Consider the following 24,004-nt stretch of genomic DNA (forward strand, 5'->3'; position numbering starts at 1 on the left):
CAAACCGTGGCCGGGCTGTGCTAGTTTTCCGTTCCCGCCAGAGAAAACGATTACATGCAAGCGACTCCCCTGGACACACAGGGCGCCAGCGAGATCCGTCGCGCTGGTGTCGACCTCAACGGATTGATGACGGTCCTTGGCAAACACCTGTATTCCACCCCGGTGGTGGCGCTGCGGGAACTGGTACAGAACGCGCATGATTCGCTGGTGCGACGTCGGCTGGAACAGGCGGACTGGCAGGAGGCCGGGCGGATCGAGGTGCATGGCGATCCGGTGAACGGCATCGTGCGCATCGTCGATACCGGCGCGGGCCTGACCCAGCAGGAAATCCACGACTATCTGGCCACCGTCGGCGTGGGCTATACCCGTGGCCTGCGCCAGGCGGGCGAGGATGACGAGGGGCTGATCGGCATGTTCGGGCTGGGCTTCCTGTCCGCGTTCGTGCTGGCGCGCCGGGTCACCGTGCGCACCACGTCCTACCAACAACCCGGGTTGGGCCATTGCTATGTGTCCAGCAATGCCGAGCAGTACACGGTATCGCCGATGCCTCCGCGTGCGGTGGGTACCGAGGTGGTGCTGGAACTGCATGGCAGCTACACGCACCTGGCCCAAGAGCAGACCCTGCGCGACATCCTGGGCCGCTACTGCGCGCTGCTGGGCGAACCCATCCATATCGGCCATGACGCGCGTGCGATCAATCCCGAGCCGCCGCCGTGGCGCCCGCAGGCGGGCGTGGCGCTGCATCCGCTGCAGGCGCAGCGCCGCGCACTGGAATTTGCCGCGCACTTCGAGCGCAGCTTCGAGCCGATTGCCTGCATGCCGCTGCGCGCCGAAGGCGGAAGCGATGCGGTGGGGCTGTTGTGGGTGCAGGATGGCGCTACCTACGGCACCAGCGACAACCGCAACCTGTCGGTGTTCGTGCGCGGGATGCTGCTCGACGACGATGCGCGCGACCTGCTGCCCCCGTGGGCCGGGTTCATTGGCGGGGTGATCGAATCAAGCCGGCTGACTCCCACCGCCAGCCGCGAGGACCTGCAGCGCGACGACATCTACAGCGCGGTGCAGCATGCGCTCGGCGAGGCGCTCATCGATGGGCTGGTCGACATCGCCCGGCAGCAGCCCGAAGCCTGGCGGCGCATCCTGGCCCGGCACAACGAGGCGCTGCTTGGCGCCTCGCTCTGCGATGACCGGCTGTTCCAGCTGCTGCTCGAGCACGTGCGCGTGCCCAGCTCGCAGGGCGACATCCGCGCCAGTGAACTGCCGTCGCGTGGCGCGGTCCACGTGATCCTGGACAGTGGTGGCGGCTTCGAGGAAATGCTGTTCCGCGCGATGGGCGTGCCGGTGGCGCATGGCAACCGCTATGCCGTGGTGCCGTTCCTGCGGCGCTGGACCCAGGCCAAGGGCATGCGCCTGGTGGAGCTGGGCACCGAGCAGGGCAATCGCGCGCTGTTCCAGACCGACACGCTGCCCGAGGCCGAACTGGCGTGGCTGCAGACCCACCTGGGCGATGGCGAGCAGCTGCTGCCGGCGCACTTCAGCCCGGCTGAACTGCCGGTGGTGGTGGTGCCCGATCGCGAGGCCGAGCTGAAGCGCCGCCTCGAAGACGACGAGAACGACAAGCGCGTTTCAATGGCCGCGCTGCGCCTGGCGCGGCAGTTCACTGCCCGCATCGTCGCACGTGCACCCTCGCGCCTGTATCTCAACCTGGACAACCCGGCCGTGCAGGCGCTGCTGGCGGCCATGCGCGCCGGCAATCCCCAGGCCGAGGCCGCCGCGCGGCTGCTGCGCTCGCTGAAGGTGATCGTCAGCGCGCAGGGACGTGCGCAGGACGGCGGCGCTGCCAGCAGTGATCTCAACCGCGCGTTCGGCGACATCGCCGAGGCCCTGCAGCAGATGCTGCAGCCGCGCTGACATTTCGATTTTCTTTACGCATTACAGGACGGCACGACCGCATGGATATCTGGAACTGGGTGGAAAAACTGCAGGACGATCTGGGTGAGGCAGGGCAGGCGCAGAGCGCGCAGCTGCTCACCCGGCTGACCGACGAGGTCTGCGAGCTGCGCATCGATCGCGTGGATGCGCTGTTGCCCGAAGCGCGTGCGCTCGGCAAGACGCTTGGAAATCCATGGCTGGACGTGTTCGTGGGCCACTGGGAGATGCGCAACCGGGTCGGCAACCGGCTGGAGGGCGAGTCGGCGCTGGGTGATGCGGTGGCGTTGTTCGAACGCGCGCACCGCGCCGACACGGTGGAGTGCCCACAGTCGGTGTGCGTGACCCAGGACCTGGCCGCGTGTTACGGCAACATCGATGGCCCGGGCTGGGTGCCCGAACGCATCGAGGTGTGCGAAGAAACCCTGGGGCGGATCGACCCGAGCTGGGCCTGCTTCCAGTGCCTGAGTTGCGAGAAGGCCGACGCGCTGCTGGATGATGGAAATCCCCAGGGCGCACTGGACTACCTGGACGTACAGGCCGGTACCGTGCTGGCGCATGGCGGCAAGGTCTACGACAGCTTCCCCGAAATGCGCATCAAGATCCTGCTGGCCAGCGGCCGTGCCGCCGAGGCCCTGGCCTTGATCGACGCGCGCCAGGCCGAGGTGGAGGCCGAGGGCGACTATGAGCCGGCCAACTGCACCGTGCCACGTCGGCTGTCGCGTGCCTGGGCGCTGGCGCAGCTGGGGCGCGATGAAGAGGCGCTGGAGGCCCTGGTGCCGTGGAACCAGGTGTCGCCGAATTACCGGCGCATGTGGGCGCACACGGCGGCGCTGCTGGTGCGCAGCGCGCCCGAACGCAACGGCTGGGACCTGGGGCGCCGGATGAGCGCCACCTTGGCGCATTACGCCCAGGTGGGCGCGCACCGTTTCGTGATCGAGATTGCCGGGTTGTGCGTGGACATGGCCCTGCAGCGTGGCGCGGTGTGGACCGCGCAACGCCACCTGGCGCTGGCCCGCCAACACCTGGATGGCCTGCGCCAGGACCTGGGCGCCCGCGATGCCGTGGCGGCGATGGCCGCGCGCATCGAGGCCGCCCCCGCTGTGGCCGCCCTGCCCGTGCCCGCCGAGGCCCTGTTGGACTGGCTGGTCGGGGAGGGGGCGCAGAACGAAGGGCGCGACCCCGAGCGCGAGGCGCAGTGGTTGCTGCAGGCCGTGGCGGCGCGGCCCGATGATGCGGCCGTGCTGGACGTGGCCGCCTCGGCGCTTGCGGCCTGCGGTGCCGAGGAGGAGGCGCTGGGCCTGCTGTGGGCGTTCGTGCAGCGCCACCCGCACGAAGATGCCTCCCCGGCGTATTCGTTGATGCGGCTGCTGGTGCAGCGTGGCGACCTGGGCGAGCTGGAACGGCTGGTGCAGCACTACCAGGCGCAGGTGCCGGTGTTCGCGCTGTGGTGCCAGGCACAGATCGCGCAGAAGCAGTCCGACTGGGCCGCGCTGGAGCAGGCCTGCTCGGCGCTGCTGGCGCTGTCGCCCGGTTCGCACGGCGCGCGCAATCTGCTGGCGATGGCCCTGATGGCGATGCAGCGCTTCCCGGACGCCGCCGCGCAGTACCGCCACCTCACCGAGGTCCTGGAGGAACCGCGCAGCGCACACTGGGACCATATGACGGCAGCCAGCGCGGCTCGTGACTGGGCTGCCGTGCGGACATCCGCCGCCGCGGTCGGCATGGAACTGGACAGCACCGAAGGCCCCGTCGAAGAGAACTTCGGCTGGGTGATCATCCGCTGCATGGACGGTGGCGACCCGATCGAGTACTACGCGCGCCGGACCGGCCCGGTCACCGCGCGCATCGTCGAGAACGCGCCAGCCAACCGGCGCCAGCGCGTGGACGACTGGGTGGTGTTCGACGCCGAACTGGTGCATCCGGCACCGGAAGATGAAGAAGAACGCCGTCGCTTCATGCCTACCTATGCCGAAGTCCATCTGCTGGAAAGCGGGGGACATGCGGCGAGCTGGCTGGTGGATGGCGTGCATCCGGGCGAGGAGGCCTGGGCGGCGTTCTCCGACGCGGTCAAGGACCGCGGCTGGAAGCTGTGGACCCACAGCGCGGACGACTACCAGCTTGCCGACACCCAGGCCGACGGCGCGCCGCTGCCGGGGGTGCTGTTCACCCTCGCCCAGCCTCAGGAAGCGCCCCCGCTGGCGCTGCACCGGTTCCTGCTTGAGGCCACCGCCGGCTGGCCGCATCGGATGTGCTGGCTGCGCCTGGCCGAAGCCTGCGGCCAGGACGAACAGCGGCACCTTGATGTGATCGCGCGTTACGGGCTGTAAGCGATGCAGCGGGCGCGCCGCGGCGGTTGATCAGCGCGCGCGCCCGAACACCAGTTCGATGACGAACTGGCTGCCGAAGAATGCCAGCAGCAGCAGCGCCATGGCGGTGAGGGTCCAATGCACCGCTTTGGCGCCGCGCCAGCCGTAGCGGCGGCGACCGATCAGCAGGGTGCCGAAGACGATCCACGACAGCACGCTGAGCACGGTCTTGTGCACCAGTTTCTGCGCGAGCAGGTCGTCCACGAACAGCACGCCGGTGAGCAGGGTCAGCGTGAGCAGGGCAAAGCCCACCGCGATCACGCGGAACAGCAGGGCTTCCAGGTCCGCCAGCGGCGGCAGGGCGCGCAGCCACGGGCGGAAATCGCGGCGGCGCAGGGCGCGTTCCTGCAGCCACAGCATGATCGCCAGCAACGCAGCCACGCTCAGGGTGGCGTAGGCCAGCAGCGCCATCCAGGCGTGGGTGGCCAGCTGCCAGCCCAGCGGCCGGCTGGGTGCATGCCCGTAGCCGTGGTAGACGCACAGCACCGCCGCGGCCATCGGGAACACCAGCACGCCCAGCGCGGCCATGCGCCCGCGCGCGGCCACCAGCGAGGTCAGCCAGGCCATGCCCAGCCCGACCAGGGACAGCGCCGCGAAGAAGTGCATGTCCGGCCCGCCGCTGGTGTGCAGGGCCACCAGTGCGTGGTAGCTGCCGTGCAGGACCATCGCCGGCACCGCCGGCCACAGCCAGGTGGGCGAGCGGTTGGCGTCATCGCGCACCACCGCGCGCACCAGCAGGGCGGTGGCGGCCAGGTACAGCAGGGTCGCGATGAGAACGATTGTCATCGTGTCAGTTTCGCATACCCCCGGGCCGTCGGGGGAGTGCAGCGGACCCGCTATACTGTGCGTCTCTTTGTCTTTCGTTCTGAACAGGTTGCCTCCATGTTCGAGTCCCTGACCCAGCGCCTCTCCGGCACCATCGAGCGGCTGCGTGGCCGCGGTCGCCTCACCGAGGAAAACATCCGCGAGGCCACCCGCGAAGTCCGCATCGCGCTGCTGGAAGCCGACGTCGCCCTGCCGGTCGTGCAGGCCCTGGTCGAGCGCATCAAGGTGCGCGCGGTCGGCCAGGAAGTGCTCAAGTCGCTGACCCCGGGCCAGGCGCTGATCAAGGTCGTGCGCGACGAGCTGACCGCCGTGATGGGCTCGGCCGCCTCCGACCTGAACCTCAATGTGCCGGCCCCGGCCATCATCCTGATGGCCGGCCTGCAGGGTGCGGGCAAGACCACCACGGTGGGCAAGCTGGCCAAGCACCTGAAGGAGAAGCGCAAGAAGAAGGTGATGGTGGTGTCGGCCGACGTCTACCGTCCGGCCGCGATCGAGCAGCTCAAGACCCTGGCCGACCAGGTGGGCGTGCTGTTCTTCCCGTCCAGCGCCGACCAGAAGCCGGAAGCCATCGTGCGCGCGGCCATCGACGATGCGCGCAAGTCATTCGTGGACGTGCTGCTGGTCGATACCGCCGGCCGCCTGGCCATCGACGAAGCGATGATGGCCGAGATCAAGGCCCTGCACGCGGCGGTGAACCCGGCGGAAACCCTGTTCGTCGTCGATGCCATGACCGGCCAGGATGCGGCCAATACCGCCAAGGCCTTCGGTGAAGCGCTGCCGCTGACCGGCGTGGTGCTGACCAAGACCGACGGTGACGCCCGTGGCGGTGCCGCGCTGAGCGTGCGCTACATCACCGGCAAGCCGATCAAGTTCGTCGGCGTCAGCGAAAAGCCCGACGGCCTGGACGTGTTCCATCCGGACCGTATCGCCAGCCGCATCCTGGACATGGGCGACGTGCTGTCGCTGGTGGAGCAGGTTGAGCAGCAGGTCGACAAGGACAAGGCGCAGAAGCTGGCCGAGAAGGTCGCCAAGGGCAAGAAGTTCGACCTGAACGACATGCGCGACCAGCTCGAGCAGATGCAGAACATGGGCGGCATCGGCGGCCTGATGGACAAGCTGCCGGGCCTGGGCCAGATCCCCGAGCACCTCAAGCAGCAGGTCAGCCAGGGCAAGGAAGTGCCGCGCATGATCGCCATCATCAATTCGATGACCAAGAAGGAACGCCGCAACCCGGGCCTGCTCAACGGCTCGCGCCGTGCCCGCATCGCGCGTGGTTCCGGCCTGACTCCGGCCGACGTCAACAAGCTGATGAAGCAGTATCAGCAGATGGAAAAGATGATGAGCAAGATGGCCGGCGGCGGCATGAAGGGCATGATGCGCAGCATGAAGGGCATGATGGGTGCCATGGGCGGCCGCGGCGGCATGCCGTTCCGCTGATCAAGGCGCCGGTCATCGGGCCGCCCGGCGTAGACTGTAAAGGTCGACCCCAAGGTGCGCCCCGCATGACCGACCCGCGAATCCTCGAACGCGCCGACAGTTTCTGTCGGCGTTTCTCGTTGCAGTCTCCCATTCTGCTCGCCCCCATGGCTGGCGCCTGTCCGGTGACGCTGTCGGCCGTGCTGGCCAACCACGGCAGCATGGGCGCGATGGGCGCGGTTCTCTCGCAGCCGCAGGACATCGTGGCGTGGATGGACGCCTTCCGCGCCCAGTCAACAGGCCCGGCGCAGGTCAATGTGTGGATCCCGGATGCTGCGCCCGCGCGCGATGCTGACGCCGAAGCCGCCACCCGGGCGTTTCTCGCGCAGTGGGGCCCGGAAGTGCCGGCAGATGCCGCCGACGCCGGCCCCGCCGATTTCGATGCGCAGTTCGATGCACTGATTGCCGCGAAGCCTGCGGTCGCCTCCACCATCATGGGCGTCTTCAGCGCCGCCCAGGTGCAGCGCCTGAAAGACGCCGGCATCGCCTGGTTCGCCTGCGCCACCACCTTGGCCGAAGCGCTGGCCGCCGAGGCTGCGGGTGCCGATGCGGTCGTGGCGCAGGGCTTCGAGGCCGGTGGCCATCGCGGCGCGTTTGATCCGGCGGCTGCCGAGCGCCAGCTGGTGGGCCTGTTCGCCTTGGTGCCGCGCCTGGCCGACCGCCTGCAGGTGCCGGTGATTGCCGCAGGCGGCATCGCCGACGGTCGCGGCATCGCCGCCGCGCTGGTGCTGGGTGCCAGCGCGGTGCAGATCGGCACCGCGTTCCTGCGCACGCCCGAGTGCGCGATCAACCCGGCCTGGTCGCAGGCGCTGGCGGCCGCCGAACCGGAAGACACCTGGCCGACCCGTGCCTTCAGCGGCCGGCTCGGCCGTGGCCTGGCGACGCCCTATGTGCGTGCAGCCGCCGCCCCGACCGCGCCGCCGCCGCGCCCGTACCCAGTGCAGCGCGGCCTGACCGCGCCGATGCGCGCCCAGGCCAACCGCGAACACCGCATCGACGCGATGCAGGCGTGGGCCGGGCAATCGGCCTGGATGGCGCCCGACAAGCCGGCGGCCGAAGTGCTGCAGGCGCTGTGGGCCGACGCGCGCGGGTTGCTGGGATGAGCGTGTACTGCAACGGCCACCGCGCCAGCGCCGACGATCTGGCCGGCGCGCTGGTCAACTACGGCCACTTCACCTCGCTGCAGGTGCGCGGCGGTGCGGTGCAGGGGCTCGACCTGCACCTGCGGCGCTTGCGCCAGGGCACCGAGGAACTGTTTGGCAGCACGCTGGACGGCACCCGGGTGCAGGCCTGGATGCAGGCGGCGCTGCAGGCCGAAGGCAGGGTAGATGCCTCGCTGCGGGTAACGGTGTTTTCGCGCGCGTTCGATTTCCGCCAGCCGCTGCAGGTCGTGCCGGTGGATGTGCTGGTGGCAGTGTCGGCGCCGGTGACGCTGCCGGCAACGGCACGCCGCGTGCGCAGCGTGGTGTACCAGCGCGAGCTGCCTCACCTCAAGCATGTAGGCACGTTCCCGTTGTTCGAGCATCGTCGGCAGGCGCTGCAGGCCGGGTACGACGATGCAGTATTCGTGGATGCGCAGGGTGCGATCAGCGAAGGCACCACCTGGAACATCGCGTTCGGGCGTGGCGGCGAACTGGTGTGGCCGCAGGCCCCAGCGTTGCGCGGAACGCAGGAGCGCCTGCTGCAGGCCGGGTGGGGCGGGGAACCGCAGCTGGCGCGGGTGCGGTTGGACGACCTGGCCGGGTTCGACGCGGCCATCGCCTGCAATGCGGCGGGGGTGTGGCCGATAACGAGTATCGATGGCCACCGATTCACTGGGTCGGAGGCGTTGGTACACGAGGCCATCGCGAGCATTGCCGGGCAGCCATGGGAGCCCCTGGCGTGAGGCGGCACGACCAACGGTCGTGCCCTACCTCGGGGAGATAGCAGGCGGTCCCCGGTGATGCCACCCGCAATGGTCGGTCGTCGGTAGCGCACTACCGTTGGTCGTGCGACGCCGCAACGCGGCGGCCGGGCCCCCGTTCAGCTTCAAATGCCCCGCTGGGCTTGGAATGCCCCGGACCGGCCGCTATAATCGCCGGCTTACCGCGCCATCCTGGCGACTGGGCAATAGAGGAAGCAACACCATGGTCAAGATCCGACTGACCCGCGGCGGCGCCAAGAAGCGTCCGTTCTACCACATCATCGTGACCGACTCGCGCAGCGCGCGTGACGGCCGCAACATCGAGCGCGTGGGTTACTACAACCCGGTTGCCCAGGGCGCCGAAGCCCGCATCGTGCTGGATATCCCGAAGGTCGACGCATGGGTTGCCAATGGCGCCCAGCTGACCGACAAGGTTCGCAACCTGTACAAGGAAGCGACCAAGGCCCAGGCCGCTGCGGCCTGATCCTGAAGGGCCGCGCCTGGCGCGGCCCGTCGGCATATACAGATGAAAGATACCGAGCGCCGCATCCTGCTGGGCAGGATTGTCGGCGCTTTTGGTGTGCGAGGCGAGATAAAGCTCGAGTCCTGGACCGAGCCGCGTACCGCCATCTTCAACTATCAGCCCTGGATCCTGCGCACGCCCGCCGGCCAGGAGAGCACCCTCAAGGGCGCGCGCGGACGTCAGTCCGGCAAGCACCTGGTTGCGGTGTTTCCCGATATCACCGACCGCGATGTGGTCGAGTCGATGTACGGAACCGAAGTCTATGTAGCACGCAGCGCACTGCCGCCGCCGAAGGCCGACGAGTATTACTGGGTTGACCTGGAAGGTCTGCAGGTGCGCACCGTGGATGGCGTCGAACTGGGGCGGGTATCGCACCTGTTCTCGACCGGCTCCAACGACGTGGTGGTGGTGCAGGGCGACCGTGAGCGGATGATTCCGTTCGTGCAGCCGGACTTCGTCAAATCGGTGGATTTCGAGGCCAACCTGGTCATCGTTGATTGGGACCCGGAGTTCTGACCGGTGCGCATTGACGTCATCACCTTGTTCCCGGAGTTCATGGCGCAGTCGGCCGCGCTGGGCGTGGTCGGCCGTGCGGCCGAACGCGGCCTGCTGGACCTGCATGGCTGGAATCCGCGTGACTACGCCGAGGGCAACTATCGCCGGGTGGACGACCGTCCGTTCGGCGGTGGCCCGGGCATGGTGATGCTGATCGAGCCGCTGCGCGCCTGCCTGGCCGCGGCCAAGGCGGCCGACCCGGCACCGGCCCCGGTCATTTACCTGAGCCCGCAGGGCAAGCCGCTGACCCAGGCCAAGGTCCGGGAACTGGCGGCATTGCCGCGCATGATCCTGCTGTGCGGGCGCTATGAGGGCGTGGATGAGCGCTTCCTGGCGGCCGAGGTCACCGAGGAAATCTCGATTGGCGATTACGTCCTGTCCGGCGGTGAGCTGGGCGCGGCGGTGATCGTGGATGCCGTGACCCGGCTGCAGGAAGGCGCCCTGAACGACGCCGAGTCTGCCGCCCAGGATAGTTTCGAAGGCCCGCAGGGGCTGCTGGACTGCCCGCATTTCAGCCAGCCGGCGCATCATGAATGGGGCGATGTCCCGGACGTGCTGCGCTCGGGCAACCACGCGGCCATTGCCCGCTGGCGCCGCCAGCAGTCGCTGCTGCGGACCTGGCTGCGGCGCCCGGACCTGCTTGACGAGGCCAGCCTGTCCAAGGCCGACCGGATCCTGCTGGACCAGGCGAGGGCCGAACTGCCGTAACGCCCGCTGGGGTGGTAACTGCCCCGAAGAATGGTTAGAATTGCGGATTCCCATCAGGCCTTTCACGCCTGACGGTGGAAACCCTACAAAAAACGTGCAGCACAGTCCGGTGACTGCATGAGCCTACGTTGTCGAAACGACACGCCCACCCGAACGAACACAATCGGTGCACCCATGAGCAAGCTGAACAAAACCATCCTCTCGGACTTCGAATCCGCCCAGATCACCCGCGAGCTGCCGAAGTTCAGCCAGGGCGACACCATTGTCGTGAACGTGAAGGTGAAGGAAGGCAACCGCGAGCGCGTCCAGGCGTACGAAGGCGTCGTGATCGGCACCAAGAACGCCGGCCTGAACTCCGCGTTCACCGTCCGCAAGATCTCGCACGGCTACGGCGTCGAGCGCGTCTTCCAGACCCACAGCGCCATCATCGACTCGGTCGAAGTGAAGCGTCGTGGTAAGGTCCGCGCCGGCAAGCTGTACTACCTGCGTGGCCTGGAAGGCAAGGCTGCCCGCATCAAGGAAGATCTGGCTGCTGCTGCGCAGGCCAAGGCCGCGCGCCTGGCTGCCAAGGCTGCCCAGTAATTCCGGCGTGGGGTACCGACCAAGGGTCGGTACCTACCCCACCAGACGGCCACCTTCGGGTGGCCGTTTGCGTTTCTGCGCCATCTACCCGCGTTCGACTGCGGCAATCGGCGGCGCAGGATCGGCGACCGGCGAGGGCGGCGATGCGGGAATTTCCGCGGGCGCCGCCACTTCCTGGCGATGCGCCGGCAACATGCGTGCCTTGCGCCAGCCGCCCCAGCGGTAATACGCCAGCGACATCAGCATCGCGCAGAACGAACTCACCGGGAAACTCCACCACACCGCATCGGCGCCCCAGCGATCCTGCAGCAGCTCGGCGAACGGCACCCGGATTCCCCACAACGAGGCGGCCAGGATCAGCAGCGGCGGAATCACCGCACCGGTGGAGCGCACCACGCCGGAGATCACGAAGTTCACGCCGAAGAACAGGAACGACCACACCGCGATGTGGTTGAGGTGGCGCGCCACGTCCAGCGCTTCGCTGCCGCTGGGCAGGAACAGCGCCAGCGAGTAACGGTCCAGCAGGATCAGCGGCAGGATCAACACGCCGGTCAGCAGGAAGTTGTACAGCACGCCGCTGCGCGCGGTGCCACGCACCCGCGACCAGTTGCCCGCGCCCACGTTCTGCGCGGCCATCGACGAACATGCCGCACCGATCGCCATCGCCGGCATCTGCACGTAGGTCCACAACTGCAGCGACGCACCATAGGCCGCCGCGGTATCGGTGCCGTAGCTGTTGACCATGGTCATCATCATGATCATCGACAGCGAGATCAGCACCATCTGCAGGCCCATCGGCACGCCCTTGACCACCAGTGCGCGCAGGATTTCCGTGTCGATCTTGAACAGCCGCATGTCCTTGCGCCCCAGCCACAACACATGGCGCTTGTTGCGCATGTACCAGAGCAGCCCGATCAGCGACAGCGTCTGCGCGATGAGCGTGGCCCACGCCGCGCCAGCGATGCCCAGCCTGGGGAACGGCCCGATGCCGAAAATCAGCAGCGGATTGAAGCCGATATCCAGCACCACCGACAGCAGCAGGAAGCGGAACGGCGTGCGCGAATCGCCGACGCCGCGCAGTGCCGAGCTGAGGAAAGCGAACGCGTACAGCGTGGGCATGGCCAGGAAGATGATGCGCAGGTAGGCCTCGGCCAGCGGCAGTGACGCGGCCGGCGTGCCCATCGCCGCCAGCAGCGGATGCGACAGCCACCAGCCGGCGATGGCGATCACCACCGACAGCCCGATGAAGAAGGTGGCACTGGTGCCCATTACCCGCCGCGCCTGGGGGATGTCCTTGGCGCCCATCGCCTGGCCGATCAGGATGGTGGCGGCCATGCCGATGCCGAACACCGAACCGATCAGGAAGAACATGATGTTGTTGGCGTTGGCGGTAGCCGTCAGCGCCGCCTCGCCCAGGAAGCGGCCCACCCACACCGCATTCACCGAGCCGTTCAACGACTGGGCGATGTTGCCCGCCAGGATCGGCAGGGCGAACAGGAACAGGTTGCGCCCGATCGGGCCGGTGGTCAGGTCAAGCGGCGCTTTGGCCATGGGCTCTGGAGATCAAGGCGGGACAGCGGCACACTAGCACCACGCCCATCAACGGGACATCGCGATGCGCACCTCCGCGTCTCACTGCATGATCGCCGCGACAGCTATACCCGGCACGGGACGGCGCCGGACCCGCCCGGCTGACCGGTTCATCCCCGCCGTGCTGGCGCTCTTGATTGCCGCCGCGCTGCCCGCATGTTCGTCTACGGACGACCGCCTGCGCGACGCGCAGGTACGGCCGATGGACCGACCGGAATGCCAGGTCGGCAGCCAGCGCCGCGATCTGGATGCGGGGGTACCCGTACTGATCGGTGGCACCGGGTGCCGGGGCAACCCGTCGGCGCCGCAACCGTTGAATCGACGACCGGCCGAGCCGGGGAGCTGAACCAACCGCATGACCGAAGCACAACCGTTGGTGGCCGCCTCCGTGCGGCTGGACGTGTGGCTCTGGGCCGCACGCTTCTTCAAGACCCGCAGCCTGGCCAAGCAGGCCGTGGAAACGGGCAAGGTGGACGTGGCCGGACAGCGCCCGAAATCCTCGCGCGCGGTACGCGTGGGCGAGCAGCTGCAGATCAGCCGCGGCGATGAGGTGTATGACGTGCAGGTGCGCGGCCTGAGCGACCTGCGCGGCCCGGCGCCGGTGGCGCAGCAGTTGTATGAAGAAAGCGAAGCATCCCGCGCGCGCAGGGCGGAGCAGCGTGCCCAGCGCGCGGCAATGAAGAACGGCTACCTCCCACCGGAGCATCGCCCCGACAAGCGCGCGCGGCGGCTGATCAAGGCATTGGGCGATCTCGACGCAATGTAGTGCGTGGGCGCGATGTAACAGGTAGCGCACGACCGTTGGTCGTGCGCCCCTAAAACCGCGTTAGCGGTGCAGGTCGTACCGGTCCAGCTCCATCACCCGCGCCCAGGCAGCCACGAAGTCGCTGACGAACTTCTTCTCGCCATCGGCGCTTGCATACACTTCGGCCACGGCGCGCAGCACCGAATTGGAGCCGAATACCAGGTCGGCACGGCTGCCGGTCCAGCGCTTGCCGCCACCGTTGCGATCGATGCCTTCATAGCCATCACCGCTGGCCTTCCACTGCGTACGCATGTCCAGCAGGTTGACGAAGAAGTCGTTGCTCAGCGTGCCCGGCCGTTCGGTCAGCACGCCCTGGGTGTTGCCATCCACGTTCGCACCCAGCACGCGCAGCCCGCCCACCAGCGCGGTCAGCTCCGGCCCGGTCAGGGTCAGCAGCTGCGCCTTGTCGATCAGCAGCGCCTCGGCCGGCACGCTGTAGCGGCCCTTCACGTAGTTGCGGAAACCATCGGCATACGGCTCCAGCACCGCGAACGATTCCACGTCGGTCTGGTCCTGGCTGGCATCGGTGCGGCCCGCGTTGAACGGCACGCTGACGTCATGGCCACCGGCCTTGGCCGCCTGCTCCACGCCGACATTGCCGGCGAGAACGATCAGATCGGCCAGTGATACCTGCGCGCCGCCATCGCCCTTGAAGCCAGCCTGGATCTTCTCCAGTGCAGCCAGCACCTTGGCCAGCTGCTGCGGCTGGTTCACCGCCCAGTCCTTCTGCGGGGCCAGTCGGATGCGCGCACCATTGGCGCCGCCGCGCTTGTCCGAACCACGGAACGTGGAGGCCGAGGCCCACGCGGTGGAGACCAGCTCGGCCACGCTCAACCCGGCAGCGGCGATCTGCTGCTTCAGGGCGGCTACGTCGGCCGCGCTGATCTGCGTCTTCGACGCTTCCGGCACCGGGTCCTGCCAGATGAAGGTTTCGGCCGGCACTTCCGGGCCCAGGTAGCGGGCGCGCGGACCCATGTCGCGGTGGGTCAGCTTGAACCACGCCCGCGCGAACGCATCGGCGAACAGCTGCGGATTCTCGAGGAAGCGGCGCGAGATCTTTTCGTAGGCCGGGTCCAGCCGCAGCGACAGGTCGGTGGTGAGCATGGTCGGGCGGTGCTTCTTCGACGGATCATGCGCGTCGGGAATCACTGCATCGGCATTTTTGGCCACCCATTGATGGGCGCCGGCCGGGCTCTTGGTCAGTTCCCATTCGTTGCCGAACAGGATCTCGAAGAAGTCGTGGCTCCACTGCGCCGGGGTGCGCGTCCAGGTCACTTCCAGGCCGCTGGTGATGGTGTCGCCGCCCTTGCCGCTGCCGAACTTGTTGGCCCAGCCCAGGCCCTGGTGTTCGAGACCGGCCGCTTCGGGTTCCACGTCCACGTTGTCGGCCGGGCCGGCGCCGTGGGTCTTGCCGAAGCTGTGGCCGCCGGCGATCAGCGCCACGGTTTCCTCGTCATCCATGGCCATGCGGCCGAAGGTGTCGCGGATGTCGATGGCGGCCTTGACCGGGTCCGGGTTGCCATCCGGGCCTTCGGGGTTCACGTAGATCAGGCCCATCTGCACGGCGGCCAGCGGGTTTTCCAGGTTGCGCGAATGGATGTCACCGTCGGCATCGTCATCGGACACCAGCACGCCATGGTCTTCGACCACACCTTCGGAGCCGTGCGCGTAGCGCACATCGCCGCCCAGCCAGGTGGTTTCGCGGCCCCAGTACACGTCCTGGTCCGGTTCCCAGGTATCGGGGCGGCCGCCGGCGAAGCCCAGCGTCTTGAAGCCCATCGATTCCAGTGCGACGTTGCCGGTGAGGATCAGCAGGTCGGCCCAGGAAATGGCCTGGCCGTACTTCTGCTTGATCGGCCACAGCAGGCGGCGTGCCTTGTCCAGGCTCACGTTGTCCGGCCAGCTGTTGAGCGGGGCGAAGCGCTGCTGGCCGCGGCCACCGCCGCCGCGGCCGTCACCGATGCGGTAGGTGCCGGCGCTGTGCCAGGCCATGCGCACGAACAGGCCGCCGTAGTGGCCGAAGTCGGCCGGCCACCAGTCCTGCGAATCGGTCATCAGCGCGGTGAGGTCGGCCTTGAGCGCGGCGTAGTCGAGCTGGGAGAACGCCTTGGCGTAATCGAAGTCGGCAGCCAGCGGGTGCGAGCGCGAGGAGTGCTGGTTGAGCAGGTCCACGCGGAGCTGGTTGGGCCACCAGTCGCGGTTGGTGGTGGCATCGCCGACAAGGGCGTGGTTGAACGGGCACTTCGCTTCGCTTTTCATGGGCAGTTACCTGTGGACTGGCGAATGTGGAATGGGCCCCGCGGAAGGACGCGAGGGCAGCCCAACTACCCTATGCGCCGGTCGGCGGTTGGTAAATTCAATTGATCTAACCGAAGTGATAGGTACGGACTATTGAAAGGTCGCCGGCCATGCAAGCCGGCGACCGACAGGCTGGTCAGCGCTTGCTGAGAATGCCCATGACATCGCTGAGGCCGAACTGGCCGTCGCCATCCTGGTCGAACGCGTTGAGCAGGCCGCCAATGCCGCCAGCAGCGGCCGGTGGCGCTTCGGCGCCGAGCGCCTGGCTGAGGTTGCTGGCGTTGCCCTGCTGGGCAAACCGCTGGGCCAGGAACGACATCACGATGGGCGCCAGGATCGCCAGCAGCTGGCCGGCGCGGCCGCTGTCGAGGCCGGTCTTGTTGCCCAGCACCTGGGCCGCCTGATCGGTCTGGCCGCCAAACACGTGGCCGAGGATGCCAGCGCCGTTGGTGGCGGCACCTCCGCCGCCGCCCCCGAGCACGGCCCCAAGGATTCCGCCGAGGTCGAAACCGCCGCCGCCGCTACCGCCGCCGAGATGATCTTTCTGGAGCGCATTGAGCAGCGACTGCGCGCCCTGCGGCTGGCTGGCGTTGCTGCCGAGCGCGCCCATCAACAGCGGCAGGGCGGCGCTGACCGCCTGGGTGGCCTGGTTCTGGTCCAGACCGAGCTGCTGGGAGACCTGTTGGACGCCAGTGCCCTGCAACTGCGAGAAAAGGGATGCGGTGAGCGAGTTCGTATTCACGATCGACTCCTTCGACCCGGGATGGGACCGGCGGAGCATAACGACCGTCGGTCGTGATGCTTCACACCAGCGCCTTCAACCGGTACAGCGCTTCCAGCGCCTGCTTCGGGGTCAGCTCATCCGGATCAATCGCGGCCAACGCCTCCTGCGCCTTGCTGGACGGCGCAGTGAACAGCCCGAACTGCTGCGGCGCGTCCAGCGCCTGCGGGGCCATGGTGGCGGCCACGGTCTCGCCACCACGCTGCTCCAGCTCGGCCAGCCGGCGCCGGGCCTGCGCCACGGTGGCGCGGGGCAGGCCGGCCAGTGCGGCCACCTGCAGGCCGAAGCTGCGGTTGGCCGGGCCGTCCTTCACCGCGTGCATGAACACCAGCGCCTCGCCGTGCTCCACCGCGTCCAGATGCACGTTGGCTATGCCACTGATGCCGCCTTGGTGCTGCTCGTCGGCCAGCGCGGTGAGCTCGAAGTAGTGGGTGGCAAACAGCGTGTAGCAGCGGTTCTCGTACGCGAGGTGGCGGGCCACCGCGTCGGCCAGCGCCAGGCCGTCATACGTGGAGGTGCCGCGCCCGATCTCATCCATCAACACCAGCGACTGCGCGGTGGCGTGGTGCAGGATGTAGCTGGTTTCGCTCATCTCGACCATGAAGGTCGATTGGCCACGTGCCAGGTCATCGCCGGCGCCGATGCGGGTCAGGATGCGGTCGATCGGGCCGATCACCGCGCGGCTGGCCGGCACGAAGCTGCCGATGTGGGCCAGCAGCACGATCAGCGCGTTCTGGCGCATGTAAGTGGATTTACCGCCCATGTTCGGGCCGGTGATGACCAGCATGCGGCGGTCGGCGTGCAGGTCCAGGTCATTGGGTTCGAACGGCTGCTCGCGCACCGCTTCCACCACCGGGTGGCGGCCACGCTCGATGCGCAGGCATGGGGCGGTTTCCAGCTCCGGGCGCGCCCAGTCCAGCGCCTGCGCGCGTTCGGCGAAGCCGGCCAGCACGTCAAGCTCGCTGAGCGCGGCGGCGCACTGCTTGAGCGGTTCCAGTTCGCCCGCCAGGGTATCGAGCAGCTGTTCGTACAGCAGCTTTTCGCGCGTCAGCGAGCGTTCGCGCGCCGACAGCACCTTGTCTTCGAACGACTTCAGTTCTTCGGTGATGTAACGCTCGGCATTGGTCAGGGTCTGGCGGCGGGTGTAATGCACCGGCGCCTTTTCGCTCTGGCCCTTGCTGATTTCGATGTAGTAGCCGTGCACGCGGTTGTAGCCGACCTTCAGCGTGGCGATGCCGCTGCTGGCGCGCTCGCGCTGTTCCAGGTCGATCAGGAACTGGTCGGCATGGGTGGACAGGCGGCGCAGTTCGTCGAGTTCGGCGTCATAGCCTTCCGCGATCACGCCGCCGTCGCTGAGCTTCATCGGCGGGGCAGTAGCGATGGCCGAGGCCAGCAGGTGCGCGCATTCGTCATGCGAGCCCAACGCCTCGCGCAGGGCCACCAGGCGCGGCGAATCCAGCGGTGCCAGCACCGCGCGCACCTCCGGCAGCAGGCCCAGGCCATCACGCAGGGTGGAGAAATCGCGCGGGCGCGCCGAACGCAGCGCCACGCGGGTAAGGATGCGCTCGAGGTCGCCCAGCGCACGGAAGGCTTCGCGCACGTCACTGTCGGCACCGCGGTCGATCAGCGTGGCCACCGCATCGTGGCGCTGCACCAGCACCTCGCGCAGGCGCAGCGGACGGTGCAGCCAGCGGCGCAGCAGGCGCCCACCCATGGGAGTGACCGTGGTGTCGAGCACACCCAGCAGTGTATTGCGGGTATCGCCGTCCACGCGCGTATCCAGCTCGAGATGGCGGCGGGTGGCCGCGTTCATCGCGATCGCCTCGCTCGCCGTTTCGGTGGAAATGGAGGTCAGGTGCGGCAGGCGCTGTTTCTGGGTTTCCTCGACATAACCAAGGAGGGCGCCGGCAGCGGCGGTGGCGCGCGGCTTGTCGTCGATGCCGAAGCCGGTCAGGTCGTGCAGCTTGAAGAAGGCCAGCAGCTGGCGGCGGCCGCTGTCGGCGTCGAACAGCCACGGCGCGCGGCGGCGGATGCCACTGCGATGCTTGAGGAATTCCGGCCAGTTCTCTTCATCGGGCACCAGCAGTTCGGCCGGCTCCAGGCGGGCCAGTTCGGCCTCCAGCGCGTCGTCGGAATCGACCTCGTTGACCAGGAAGCGGCCACCGGCCAGGTCGGCCCACGCCAGGCCGTAGCCGTGCTTGCCACGCGAGAGCGCCATCAGCAGGGTATCGCGGCGCTCATCCAGCAGCGCCTCGTCGGTGACGGTACCCGGGGTGACGATCCGCACCACCTTGCGCTCGACCAGGCCCTTGGCCAGCGCCGGGTCGCCGATCTGCTCGCAGATGGCCACCGATTCGCCCAGTGCCACCAGCCGCGCCAGGTAGCCCTCGTAGGCATGCACGGGCACCCCGGCCATCGGGATCGGCGCGCCGCCGGAGCTGCCGCGCTGGGTCAGGGTGATGTCCAGCAGCCGCGCCGCCTTGCGGGCGTCGTCGTAGAACAGCTCGTAGAAGTCGCCCATGCGGAAGAACAGCAGCAGGTCTGGGTATTCGGACTTGGCGGCAAAGAACTGCTTCATCAGCGGGGTGTGTTCAGCGGGCTTCTGGGTCACGCGGGGTCCATCGGTGGCGGGGCCTTGGGCAGGCCGGACTCCACATTGTAGGGGAGGGTCGCACCTGCGGCTGCCGCCTGTGCCGAATTGGAGGTTGCGCCGACCTAAACGGTTAGCCGACTGAATGGTAGGGTCGGTCGCAAGACGACTGCCGATCGCGTGATCACGCCCGTTAACGCATGACCTTCGAACCGAGAGACGCTTCCGTTTGCGCCCCATGCGCCACCGGGCGTTTCTCGTCTACGTGCGGTCGTTCGGGAATCGACCCTACCCATCGGGGCCCTTCGGCCAGCGAGGCTCAGCGATCGGCCAGCAGGATGCGGGGATGGGCCGCGAAGATCTCCATGACGATCTGGAAGTAGGTCTTGCCTTCGCCGGCATCGAGGGCCTCGAGCTGAGCGGTGATCGCGCGTACGTTGAAACTGGCTTCTGCATCCAGCTTCGTCTGCAGCCACGCGCGGGTGGCTCCCTCGCCGAGCGCGTTGCGGGAATGTTCGATGTCCCGCCAGATCAATGTCGCGCCTTCGTGTCCGGCCAGCACCCCATAGCCGCCGTACAGCATGTCATCCAGTGCATCCAGGCTGTGCCCGAGCTGCCAATCTTCGCCGGCCATGAAGACCCGGTTGATCTCGGCATAGAAGCTTGGGATGTCATTTACCGCGCTGCCTTGCAGCACCAGTACCAGTGGATCGGTGGTGGTCATTCAGTCCTGTCCCTCTGTATCTGGTCAACCCGACTCTAGCAGTGGCATCCCATCCGTCGAATCGCGGCGGCGTCGGGCATGTATATGGGAATTGCCAACGGTTATTTAAATGCGGCGATGCGACATGAAAGAGTGGACTTCTATTCACGAACCACTTCGGAGGCCGTTCTCCCATGTCCATCGCACGCTGCACGACGCCGTTCAAGGTAATCGGCACCACCGCATTGTCCGCCATGCTGCTGCTGGCCCCGCTGGCCCCGCTGGCTTCCTCGGCCGAGGACCAGTCCTCGCCGCTGCGCACTTACCTGGCGGCCAAGCGCGAGGCCATCCAGGACCAGTCGGCCAAACCCGGTACGCCCACGGCGATCCACGCCAAAGTCACCGCCGAAAGCCGCTCCGGCGTACGCCGCCTGCGCATCGGGCCGACCGGGGAATTCCAGTACATCAGCGACAGCGGCCGCAACTACGCCGGCTACAACCTAGGCGCCGGCTCCTGGGATTCGCTGGTAGGCACGCTGGCCAGCTCGGTGGCCGATGAGTACGTCGTGCAGGCGGCCGTGCAGGGCGTGCCGCTGGATGGTCTGGACGTGGTGTTCACCAGCATTCCCGAGCGCAAGAGCGAGACGCTGGCCTACCCCAACAACCTGTCCTATGTGGCCTACATCGATTCACCGGCCACCGACGCCCAGTTGCAGGCGCTCAAGCGCGCGGTGCATGAGAACTCCTCGGCTATCGACCTGGTTACCCGTCCGCAACAGGTCAGCCATGCTGACGTGGAATACATCCACAGTGCGGCAGAGCGCGATCCAAAGCTGCCGCCGGGCCTGCGTGACTTCATCACCGAGGAGAAGCGGCCGGCGGTGCTGGCCCGACAGGTGAAGCCGGGCGCCGGCAAGGCCAGGCCGGCCGAGCCGGAAACCCTGGTCGCCCGCGCCCACGTCGAACCGCGTACCGGCCTGCGCCGCGTCTTCTTGGGCAAGGATGGCTACCACCAGCAACTGCACGACAGCGCGCCGGGACTGCTCGGCTATGGCCTGGCCCCGACGGTGGAGGAACACCTGCTCGGCGTGACCGGTACCTGCCTGACCCACATCTTCGAAGTGCAGGCGGCCTCGCGCAACGTGCTGCTGGATTCGCTGGAGCTGACCGTGGATGGCCAGGTGAGCCCGCGCTTCGGCAGCAACGTGCGTTCGCCGGCGCGGTACAGCGACATCCGTTACAAGGTGCGGATTGAATCGCCGGCGTCGGAACAGGAGATCGATGCGCTGCGCCAGTCGGTCGAGGCAACGTGCCCGCTGTACAACCTGGTGAAGGACGAGCAGAAGCTGGAAGGCAGCATCGTGCGAGGCGCATATGCGGACGCTACGCGCTAAGCGCAGTCATCTGGCGCTTGCCCTGTGCACGCTGCTTGCACCGACCGGGGCAGCGGAGGCCGCCGAGCCCGCAGAGGCCGCTGAAGAAGCAGCTGCGACGGGATCGCCGTCACAGGGTTCCAACGCGCGCACGCTGGACAAGGTCTCCGTGCTCGGCTCGCAGATTGCCGGCGGCGGTGCGCAGGCGGCACTACCGGTGGTCGCTGTGGACCGCGAGCAGATAGACGCCACCCTTGCCACCAACGGCAACGAGCTGTTCCGCAGCCTGCAGCAGTTTGGCGACGTGGCCATTACGGAGAAAGGCACCACCAACGCTGGCCGGAACTCCAACGTCGCACGCGGTGACGTGGGCTCCATCAACCTGCGCAACCTGGGCTCGAAGTACACGCTGCTGCTGGTCAATGGCCGCCGCACCGTGCAGCACCCGATCAGCAACAGCGGCGATGACACCACCTACAACGCCAACGCCATTCCGGTCTTCGGGCTGGAACGGGTCAACCTGCTGCTGGATGGCGCGGCTTCCATCTACGGTTCCGATGCCGTGGCCGGCGTAGTCGACCTGGTGATGCCGAGCAACCTGGCAGATGGCGGCGGCGTTCGCCTGAACTACGGCAAGGTGGCCGATGGGCACCGCGAGGAGGTATCGCTGGACGGGTACTTCGGCAGCGATTTCAGCGAAGGGCGCGGCAACCTTTCGGTGCTCTATGGCTTCTCCAGGCGGACCTCGCAGCTCAATTCCGATGCCTGGTTCACCGCCACCGACGGCCGCCGCCCGCTGGGCGATGGCACCAGCGTGCCCGACCCGAACGGGACCACCGGCTTCAGCACCCGAACGCCGTGGGGGCATTTCGATACCTATACCGGCAGCCGGCGCACCGGCAGCTGGTACGTCAATCCAACCACGGGTGCGTTGACGTCGGGCACGGTGCCCACGCGCTACCACTACGATTCGGCGGCCGAGCCGGGCATCACCACGTCACCGGCCATCCGCAAGGGCAACGTGTTTGCCACGGGACGCTTCGACGTCAATGACAGCGTGCAGCTGTTCGGTGAGCTGGGCTATTACCGTGCCACTTCCGAATCCTGGGTGAGCAGCGAGTCGGGCTTTGGCGGTGATGGCTTCCTGCTGCATATCCGCCCGGATGCGTACTGGGTTCCGCAAGCGCTGCGCGGTGCCGATGCGATCCGGCTGCTCAACTACCAGTTCGCCGATTCGGGCATCCGCCGGGTAAAGGTGGACAACGACCAGTCGCGGGTACTGCTGGGCGTGCGTGGCTGGACCGAGGGCGGCTGGAACTGGGAAACCGCGTTGCTGTACTCACGCGCGCGCAGTACCGATACGCAGCAGGGCGGGCTGACCGATGCCTTCATCGAAGCGGTGAACCGCACCGACGCCGGTGCCTACAACCCCTTCAGCGGCGGCGACCCCGCCAGCATCCGGGTGGGCGATGCCACGCCGTACGACACCTCGTCATTCATCGGTGAAGCGACCCGCGAAGGCACCACGGAACTGGCGCTGTGGGACTTCAAGGTGAACCGCTCCGACCTGCTGACCTGGTATGCGGGCGACATCGGCATGGCAGCGGGGGTGGAGTACCGGTATGAAAGCCGCCGGGATGACCGCGACGAGAACATCGATGGCAGCAACCCCTATACCGACTGGTACACCGGTACGGTCGCGGCCAGCAATTTCTTCACCCACAGCCCGCGGCCGGATGTGCGCGGCAGCCGCAACGTCAAATCGGCGCTGATCGAATTCGCGGTGCCGCTGGTGTCGCCGGCACAGGGCATCCCGCTGGTGCAGTCGCTCGACCTGCAGCTTGCCGGCCGCTGGGAGGATTACAGCGACGCCGGCAAGGTCGGCAAGCCGAAACTGGCAGCGGCCTGGAAGGTGGTGGACAGCCTGCTGCTACGTGGCTCGGTAAGCGGCGGCTTCCGTGCACCGGGACTGGAGCTGGTGAACTCGCCGCCGACCTATGGCTTTGGCTTCAACAACGACGCGGTCCGCTGCCATGCGCTGGTCACCAAGGGTGCGCAGCCCGATTACACCGCCTGCTTGAATGCCTTCAGCAGCGGTTCGTCGGTGAAGCCGTCAGTGAGCTCCGTGACTTCGTACGGCGACGACGTCGAACCGGAAACCACCCGCCAATCCTCGTGGGGCGTGGTGTTCGAGCCGCAGTTCCTGCCCGAACGACTGGGCGCTGTCAGCCTGAGCGTGGATGCCTGGCGGGTGAAGGTGGAGAACCCCATCAGCACCATGGGTGAGGAACTGCTGTACGACGCGTACCTGCGCGTGGTGGAAGGCAGCAGCAACCCGAACGTGGTGCGGGCGGCGGTGACGGCAGAGGATATCGCGCAGTTCGAAGGCTCCGGCCTGGCGCCGGCTGGCGTGGTGACGCACATCTACAACCGCTACCAGAATCGTCGGCCGCTCACCGCGTCGGGCGTGGACTACAACGTCGGCTGGCGCCTGCCCGAAACGTCGTGGGGCAACTTCTCGCTGCTGATCAGTGCCAGCCAGCTCAAGGAGTACACCCAGCAGAAACCTGCCGAAATACAGCAGGTGGCAGCGGCCATCGCCAGCGGGCAGCTGGACATCCTCGTGCCCGACCTGGGGGCGGCCAACGAAGTAGGCATCAACGGCGCGAAGCCGGAATGGCGGGCCAGTGCCACCTTGATCTGGAACCTGCAGGACTGGACGGTGCGCCTGCGCGATGACTACATCGACAGCGTGACCGCCGGTGCTTACGCCGACCGCACGCCGTTCGTGGTCGGCTCCACGCAACGCTGGGCGCTGTCGGTAAAGAAGGAGTTCACCCGAGGGCGGTTGAGTGGCACCGCAGTGGAAGTGGGGGCGCGAAACCTGTTTGACAAAGAGCCGCCGCTGAGCGCCACCGGCAACTACCTGAGCGCGCTCCACGAATCCTATGGACGCTACCTCCACCTCGGTATTTCGAAGAACTGGTGAACATC

19 protein-coding genes are annotated in these 24,004 nt (G+C 67.6%); 13 read left to right on the forward strand and 6 right to left on the reverse strand.

What is annotated here, in order from left to right; genetic code table 11:
• The first annotated feature begins 54 nt into the window (after positions 1–54).
• Together ACQG3P_RS03435 and ACQG3P_RS03440 are read left to right on the forward strand one after the other, a co-directional pair.
• A complete protein-coding gene (locus ACQG3P_RS03435) occupies positions 55–1,911 on the forward strand; it encodes an ATP-binding protein (protein ID WP_068850266.1) in 1,857 nt (618 codons plus the stop codon).
• Between the two features lie 41 nt (positions 1,912–1,952).
• Complete coding sequence (locus ACQG3P_RS03440) at positions 1,953–4,259, forward strand: hypothetical protein (protein ID WP_426804204.1); 2,307 nt, start codon at positions 1,953–1,955, stop codon at positions 4,257–4,259.
• Between the two features lie 30 nt (positions 4,260–4,289).
• On the opposite strand, the gene ACQG3P_RS03445 is transcribed toward ACQG3P_RS03440, so the two are convergent.
• Entirely contained in the window at positions 4,290–5,084 is a 795-nt protein-coding gene (locus tag ACQG3P_RS03445) for a cytochrome C assembly family protein (RefSeq protein ID WP_068850270.1), read from the reverse strand.
• 96 nt (positions 5,085–5,180) lie between these two features.
• Here ACQG3P_RS03445 and ffh point away from each other — a divergent pair, with 96 nt between their 5' ends.
• The 7 genes from ffh (at position 5,181) to rplS (ending at position 10,870) form a co-directional block, all read left to right on the forward strand.
• Positions 5,181–6,560, forward strand: coding sequence for a signal recognition particle protein (gene ffh, locus ACQG3P_RS03450; protein WP_068850272.1), 1,380 nt, complete (start codon positions 5,181–5,183; stop codon positions 6,558–6,560).
• 65 nt (positions 6,561–6,625) lie between these two features.
• On the forward strand, positions 6,626–7,702 hold the full coding sequence (locus ACQG3P_RS03455) for an NAD(P)H-dependent flavin oxidoreductase (protein ID WP_426804205.1): 1,077 nt from the start codon (positions 6,626–6,628) through the stop codon (positions 7,700–7,702).
• Positions 7,699–8,484: an aminotransferase class IV family protein gene (locus ACQG3P_RS03460; RefSeq protein ID WP_426804206.1), complete on the forward strand. Its 786-nt coding sequence runs from the start codon at positions 7,699–7,701 to the stop codon at positions 8,482–8,484. Before ACQG3P_RS03455 ends, ACQG3P_RS03460 begins: the two co-directional genes overlap by 4 nt.
• A 241-nt stretch (positions 8,485–8,725) precedes the next feature.
• Positions 8,726–8,986: a 30S ribosomal protein S16 gene (gene rpsP / locus ACQG3P_RS03465; RefSeq protein ID WP_068850278.1), complete on the forward strand. Its 261-nt coding sequence runs from the start codon at positions 8,726–8,728 to the stop codon at positions 8,984–8,986.
• Between the two features lie 42 nt (positions 8,987–9,028).
• Positions 9,029–9,541 (forward strand): ribosome maturation factor RimM, encoded by a 513-nt coding sequence (gene rimM / locus ACQG3P_RS03470; RefSeq protein WP_095363379.1) that lies wholly within the window; start codon positions 9,029–9,031, stop codon positions 9,539–9,541.
• A 3-nt stretch (positions 9,542–9,544) separates the two neighbouring features.
• The gene (gene trmD / locus ACQG3P_RS03475; protein ID WP_426804207.1) at positions 9,545–10,288 is read left to right on the forward strand and encodes a tRNA (guanosine(37)-N1)-methyltransferase TrmD; all 744 of its coding nucleotides are present in this window, start codon (positions 9,545–9,547) and stop codon (positions 10,286–10,288) included.
• Between the two features lie 174 nt (positions 10,289–10,462).
• Positions 10,463–10,870 carry a 50S ribosomal protein L19 gene (rplS, locus tag ACQG3P_RS03480; RefSeq protein WP_068850284.1) on the forward strand — a complete coding sequence of 136 codons (408 nt, stop codon included), beginning with the start codon at positions 10,463–10,465 and terminating at the stop codon, positions 10,868–10,870.
• Between the two features lie 84 nt (positions 10,871–10,954).
• On the opposite strand, the gene ACQG3P_RS03485 is transcribed toward rplS, so the two are convergent.
• Positions 10,955–12,421, reverse strand: coding sequence for an MATE family efflux transporter (locus tag ACQG3P_RS03485; protein ID WP_068850286.1), 1,467 nt, complete (start codon positions 12,419–12,421; stop codon positions 10,955–10,957).
• Between the two features lie 160 nt (positions 12,422–12,581).
• Between ACQG3P_RS03485 and ACQG3P_RS03490 the strand changes: the two genes are divergently transcribed.
• Both ACQG3P_RS03490 and ACQG3P_RS03495 read left to right on the forward strand, forming a co-directional pair.
• A complete protein-coding gene (locus ACQG3P_RS03490) occupies positions 12,582–12,806 on the forward strand; it encodes a hypothetical protein (RefSeq protein WP_256947675.1) in 225 nt (74 codons plus the stop codon).
• A 9-nt stretch (positions 12,807–12,815) separates the two neighbouring features.
• Positions 12,816–13,226 (forward strand): RNA-binding S4 domain-containing protein, encoded by a 411-nt coding sequence (locus tag ACQG3P_RS03495; RefSeq protein ID WP_068850289.1) that lies wholly within the window; start codon positions 12,816–12,818, stop codon positions 13,224–13,226.
• Positions 13,227–13,286: 60 nt separating this feature from the next.
• Here ACQG3P_RS03495 and katG read toward each other — a convergent pair whose 3' ends face one another.
• The 4 genes from katG to ACQG3P_RS03515 all read right to left on the reverse strand — a co-directional run bounded on the left by katG (position 13,287) and on the right by ACQG3P_RS03515 (position 19,658).
• Positions 13,287–15,524, reverse strand: coding sequence for a catalase/peroxidase HPI (katG, locus tag ACQG3P_RS03500; RefSeq protein ID WP_426804208.1), 2,238 nt, complete (start codon positions 15,522–15,524; stop codon positions 13,287–13,289).
• Positions 15,525–15,699: 175 nt separating this feature from the next.
• Complete coding sequence (locus ACQG3P_RS03505; protein ID WP_426804209.1) at positions 15,700–16,305, reverse strand: DUF937 domain-containing protein; 606 nt, start codon at positions 16,303–16,305, stop codon at positions 15,700–15,702.
• Between the two features lie 61 nt (positions 16,306–16,366).
• A complete protein-coding gene (gene mutS / locus ACQG3P_RS03510) occupies positions 16,367–18,922 on the reverse strand; it encodes a DNA mismatch repair protein MutS (RefSeq protein ID WP_426804240.1) in 2,556 nt (851 codons plus the stop codon).
• A 331-nt stretch (positions 18,923–19,253) separates the two neighbouring features.
• Positions 19,254–19,658, reverse strand: coding sequence for a barstar family protein (locus ACQG3P_RS03515; RefSeq protein WP_217539082.1), 405 nt, complete (start codon positions 19,656–19,658; stop codon positions 19,254–19,256).
• A gap of 173 nt (positions 19,659–19,831) precedes the next feature.
• Between ACQG3P_RS03515 and ACQG3P_RS03520 the strand changes: the two genes are divergently transcribed.
• Positions 19,832–21,031, forward strand: coding sequence for an OsmC family protein (locus ACQG3P_RS03520; protein ID WP_426804210.1), 1,200 nt, complete (start codon positions 19,832–19,834; stop codon positions 21,029–21,031).
• Positions 21,012–23,999, forward strand: a complete 2,988-nt coding sequence (locus ACQG3P_RS03525) for a TonB-dependent receptor domain-containing protein (RefSeq protein ID WP_426804211.1) — start codon at positions 21,012–21,014, stop codon at positions 23,997–23,999. Before ACQG3P_RS03520 ends, ACQG3P_RS03525 begins: the two co-directional genes overlap by 20 nt.
• The last annotated feature ends 5 nt before the right edge of the window (positions 24,000–24,004 follow it).

Source organism: Stenotrophomonas sp. SrG (assembly GCF_050031795.1).
Lineage (GTDB): Bacteria > Pseudomonadota > Gammaproteobacteria > Xanthomonadales > Xanthomonadaceae > Stenotrophomonas > Stenotrophomonas rhizophila_A.

Bases quoted from the DNA above. Each gene is read 5' to 3' on its own strand.
- ACQG3P_RS03525 (WP_426804211.1), top strand. From the start codon at position 21,012: ATGCGGACGCTACGCGCTAAGCGCAGTCATCTGGCGCTTGCCCTGTGC.
- ACQG3P_RS03445 (WP_068850270.1), bottom strand. From the start codon at position 5,084: ATGACAATCGTTCTCATCGCGACCCTGCTGTACCTGGCCGCCACCGCC.
- ACQG3P_RS03440 (WP_426804204.1), top strand. From the start codon at position 1,953: ATGGATATCTGGAACTGGGTGGAAAAACTGCAGGACGATCTGGGTGAG.
- ACQG3P_RS03520 (WP_426804210.1), top strand. From the start codon at position 19,832: ATGTCCATCGCACGCTGCACGACGCCGTTCAAGGTAATCGGCACCACC.
- ACQG3P_RS03515 (WP_217539082.1), bottom strand. From the start codon at position 19,658: ATGACCACCACCGATCCACTGGTACTGGTGCTGCAAGGCAGCGCGGTA.
- ACQG3P_RS03435 (WP_068850266.1), top strand. From the start codon at position 55: ATGCAAGCGACTCCCCTGGACACACAGGGCGCCAGCGAGATCCGTCGC.
- ACQG3P_RS03485 (WP_068850286.1), bottom strand. From the start codon at position 12,421: ATGGCCAAAGCGCCGCTTGACCTGACCACCGGCCCGATCGGGCGCAAC.
- rimM (WP_095363379.1), top strand. From the start codon at position 9,029: ATGAAAGATACCGAGCGCCGCATCCTGCTGGGCAGGATTGTCGGCGCT.
- ACQG3P_RS03455 (WP_426804205.1), top strand. From the start codon at position 6,626: ATGACCGACCCGCGAATCCTCGAACGCGCCGACAGTTTCTGTCGGCGT.
- rpsP (WP_068850278.1), top strand. From the start codon at position 8,726: ATGGTCAAGATCCGACTGACCCGCGGCGGCGCCAAGAAGCGTCCGTTC.
- ACQG3P_RS03460 (WP_426804206.1), top strand. From the start codon at position 7,699: ATGAGCGTGTACTGCAACGGCCACCGCGCCAGCGCCGACGATCTGGCC.
- katG (WP_426804208.1), bottom strand. From the start codon at position 15,524: ATGAAAAGCGAAGCGAAGTGCCCGTTCAACCACGCCCTTGTCGGCGAT.
- mutS (WP_426804240.1), bottom strand. From the start codon at position 18,922: ATGAAGCAGTTCTTTGCCGCCAAGTCCGAATACCCAGACCTGCTGCTG.
- rplS (WP_068850284.1), top strand. From the start codon at position 10,463: ATGAGCAAGCTGAACAAAACCATCCTCTCGGACTTCGAATCCGCCCAG.
- ffh (WP_068850272.1), top strand. From the start codon at position 5,181: ATGTTCGAGTCCCTGACCCAGCGCCTCTCCGGCACCATCGAGCGGCTG.
- ACQG3P_RS03495 (WP_068850289.1), top strand. From the start codon at position 12,816: ATGACCGAAGCACAACCGTTGGTGGCCGCCTCCGTGCGGCTGGACGTG.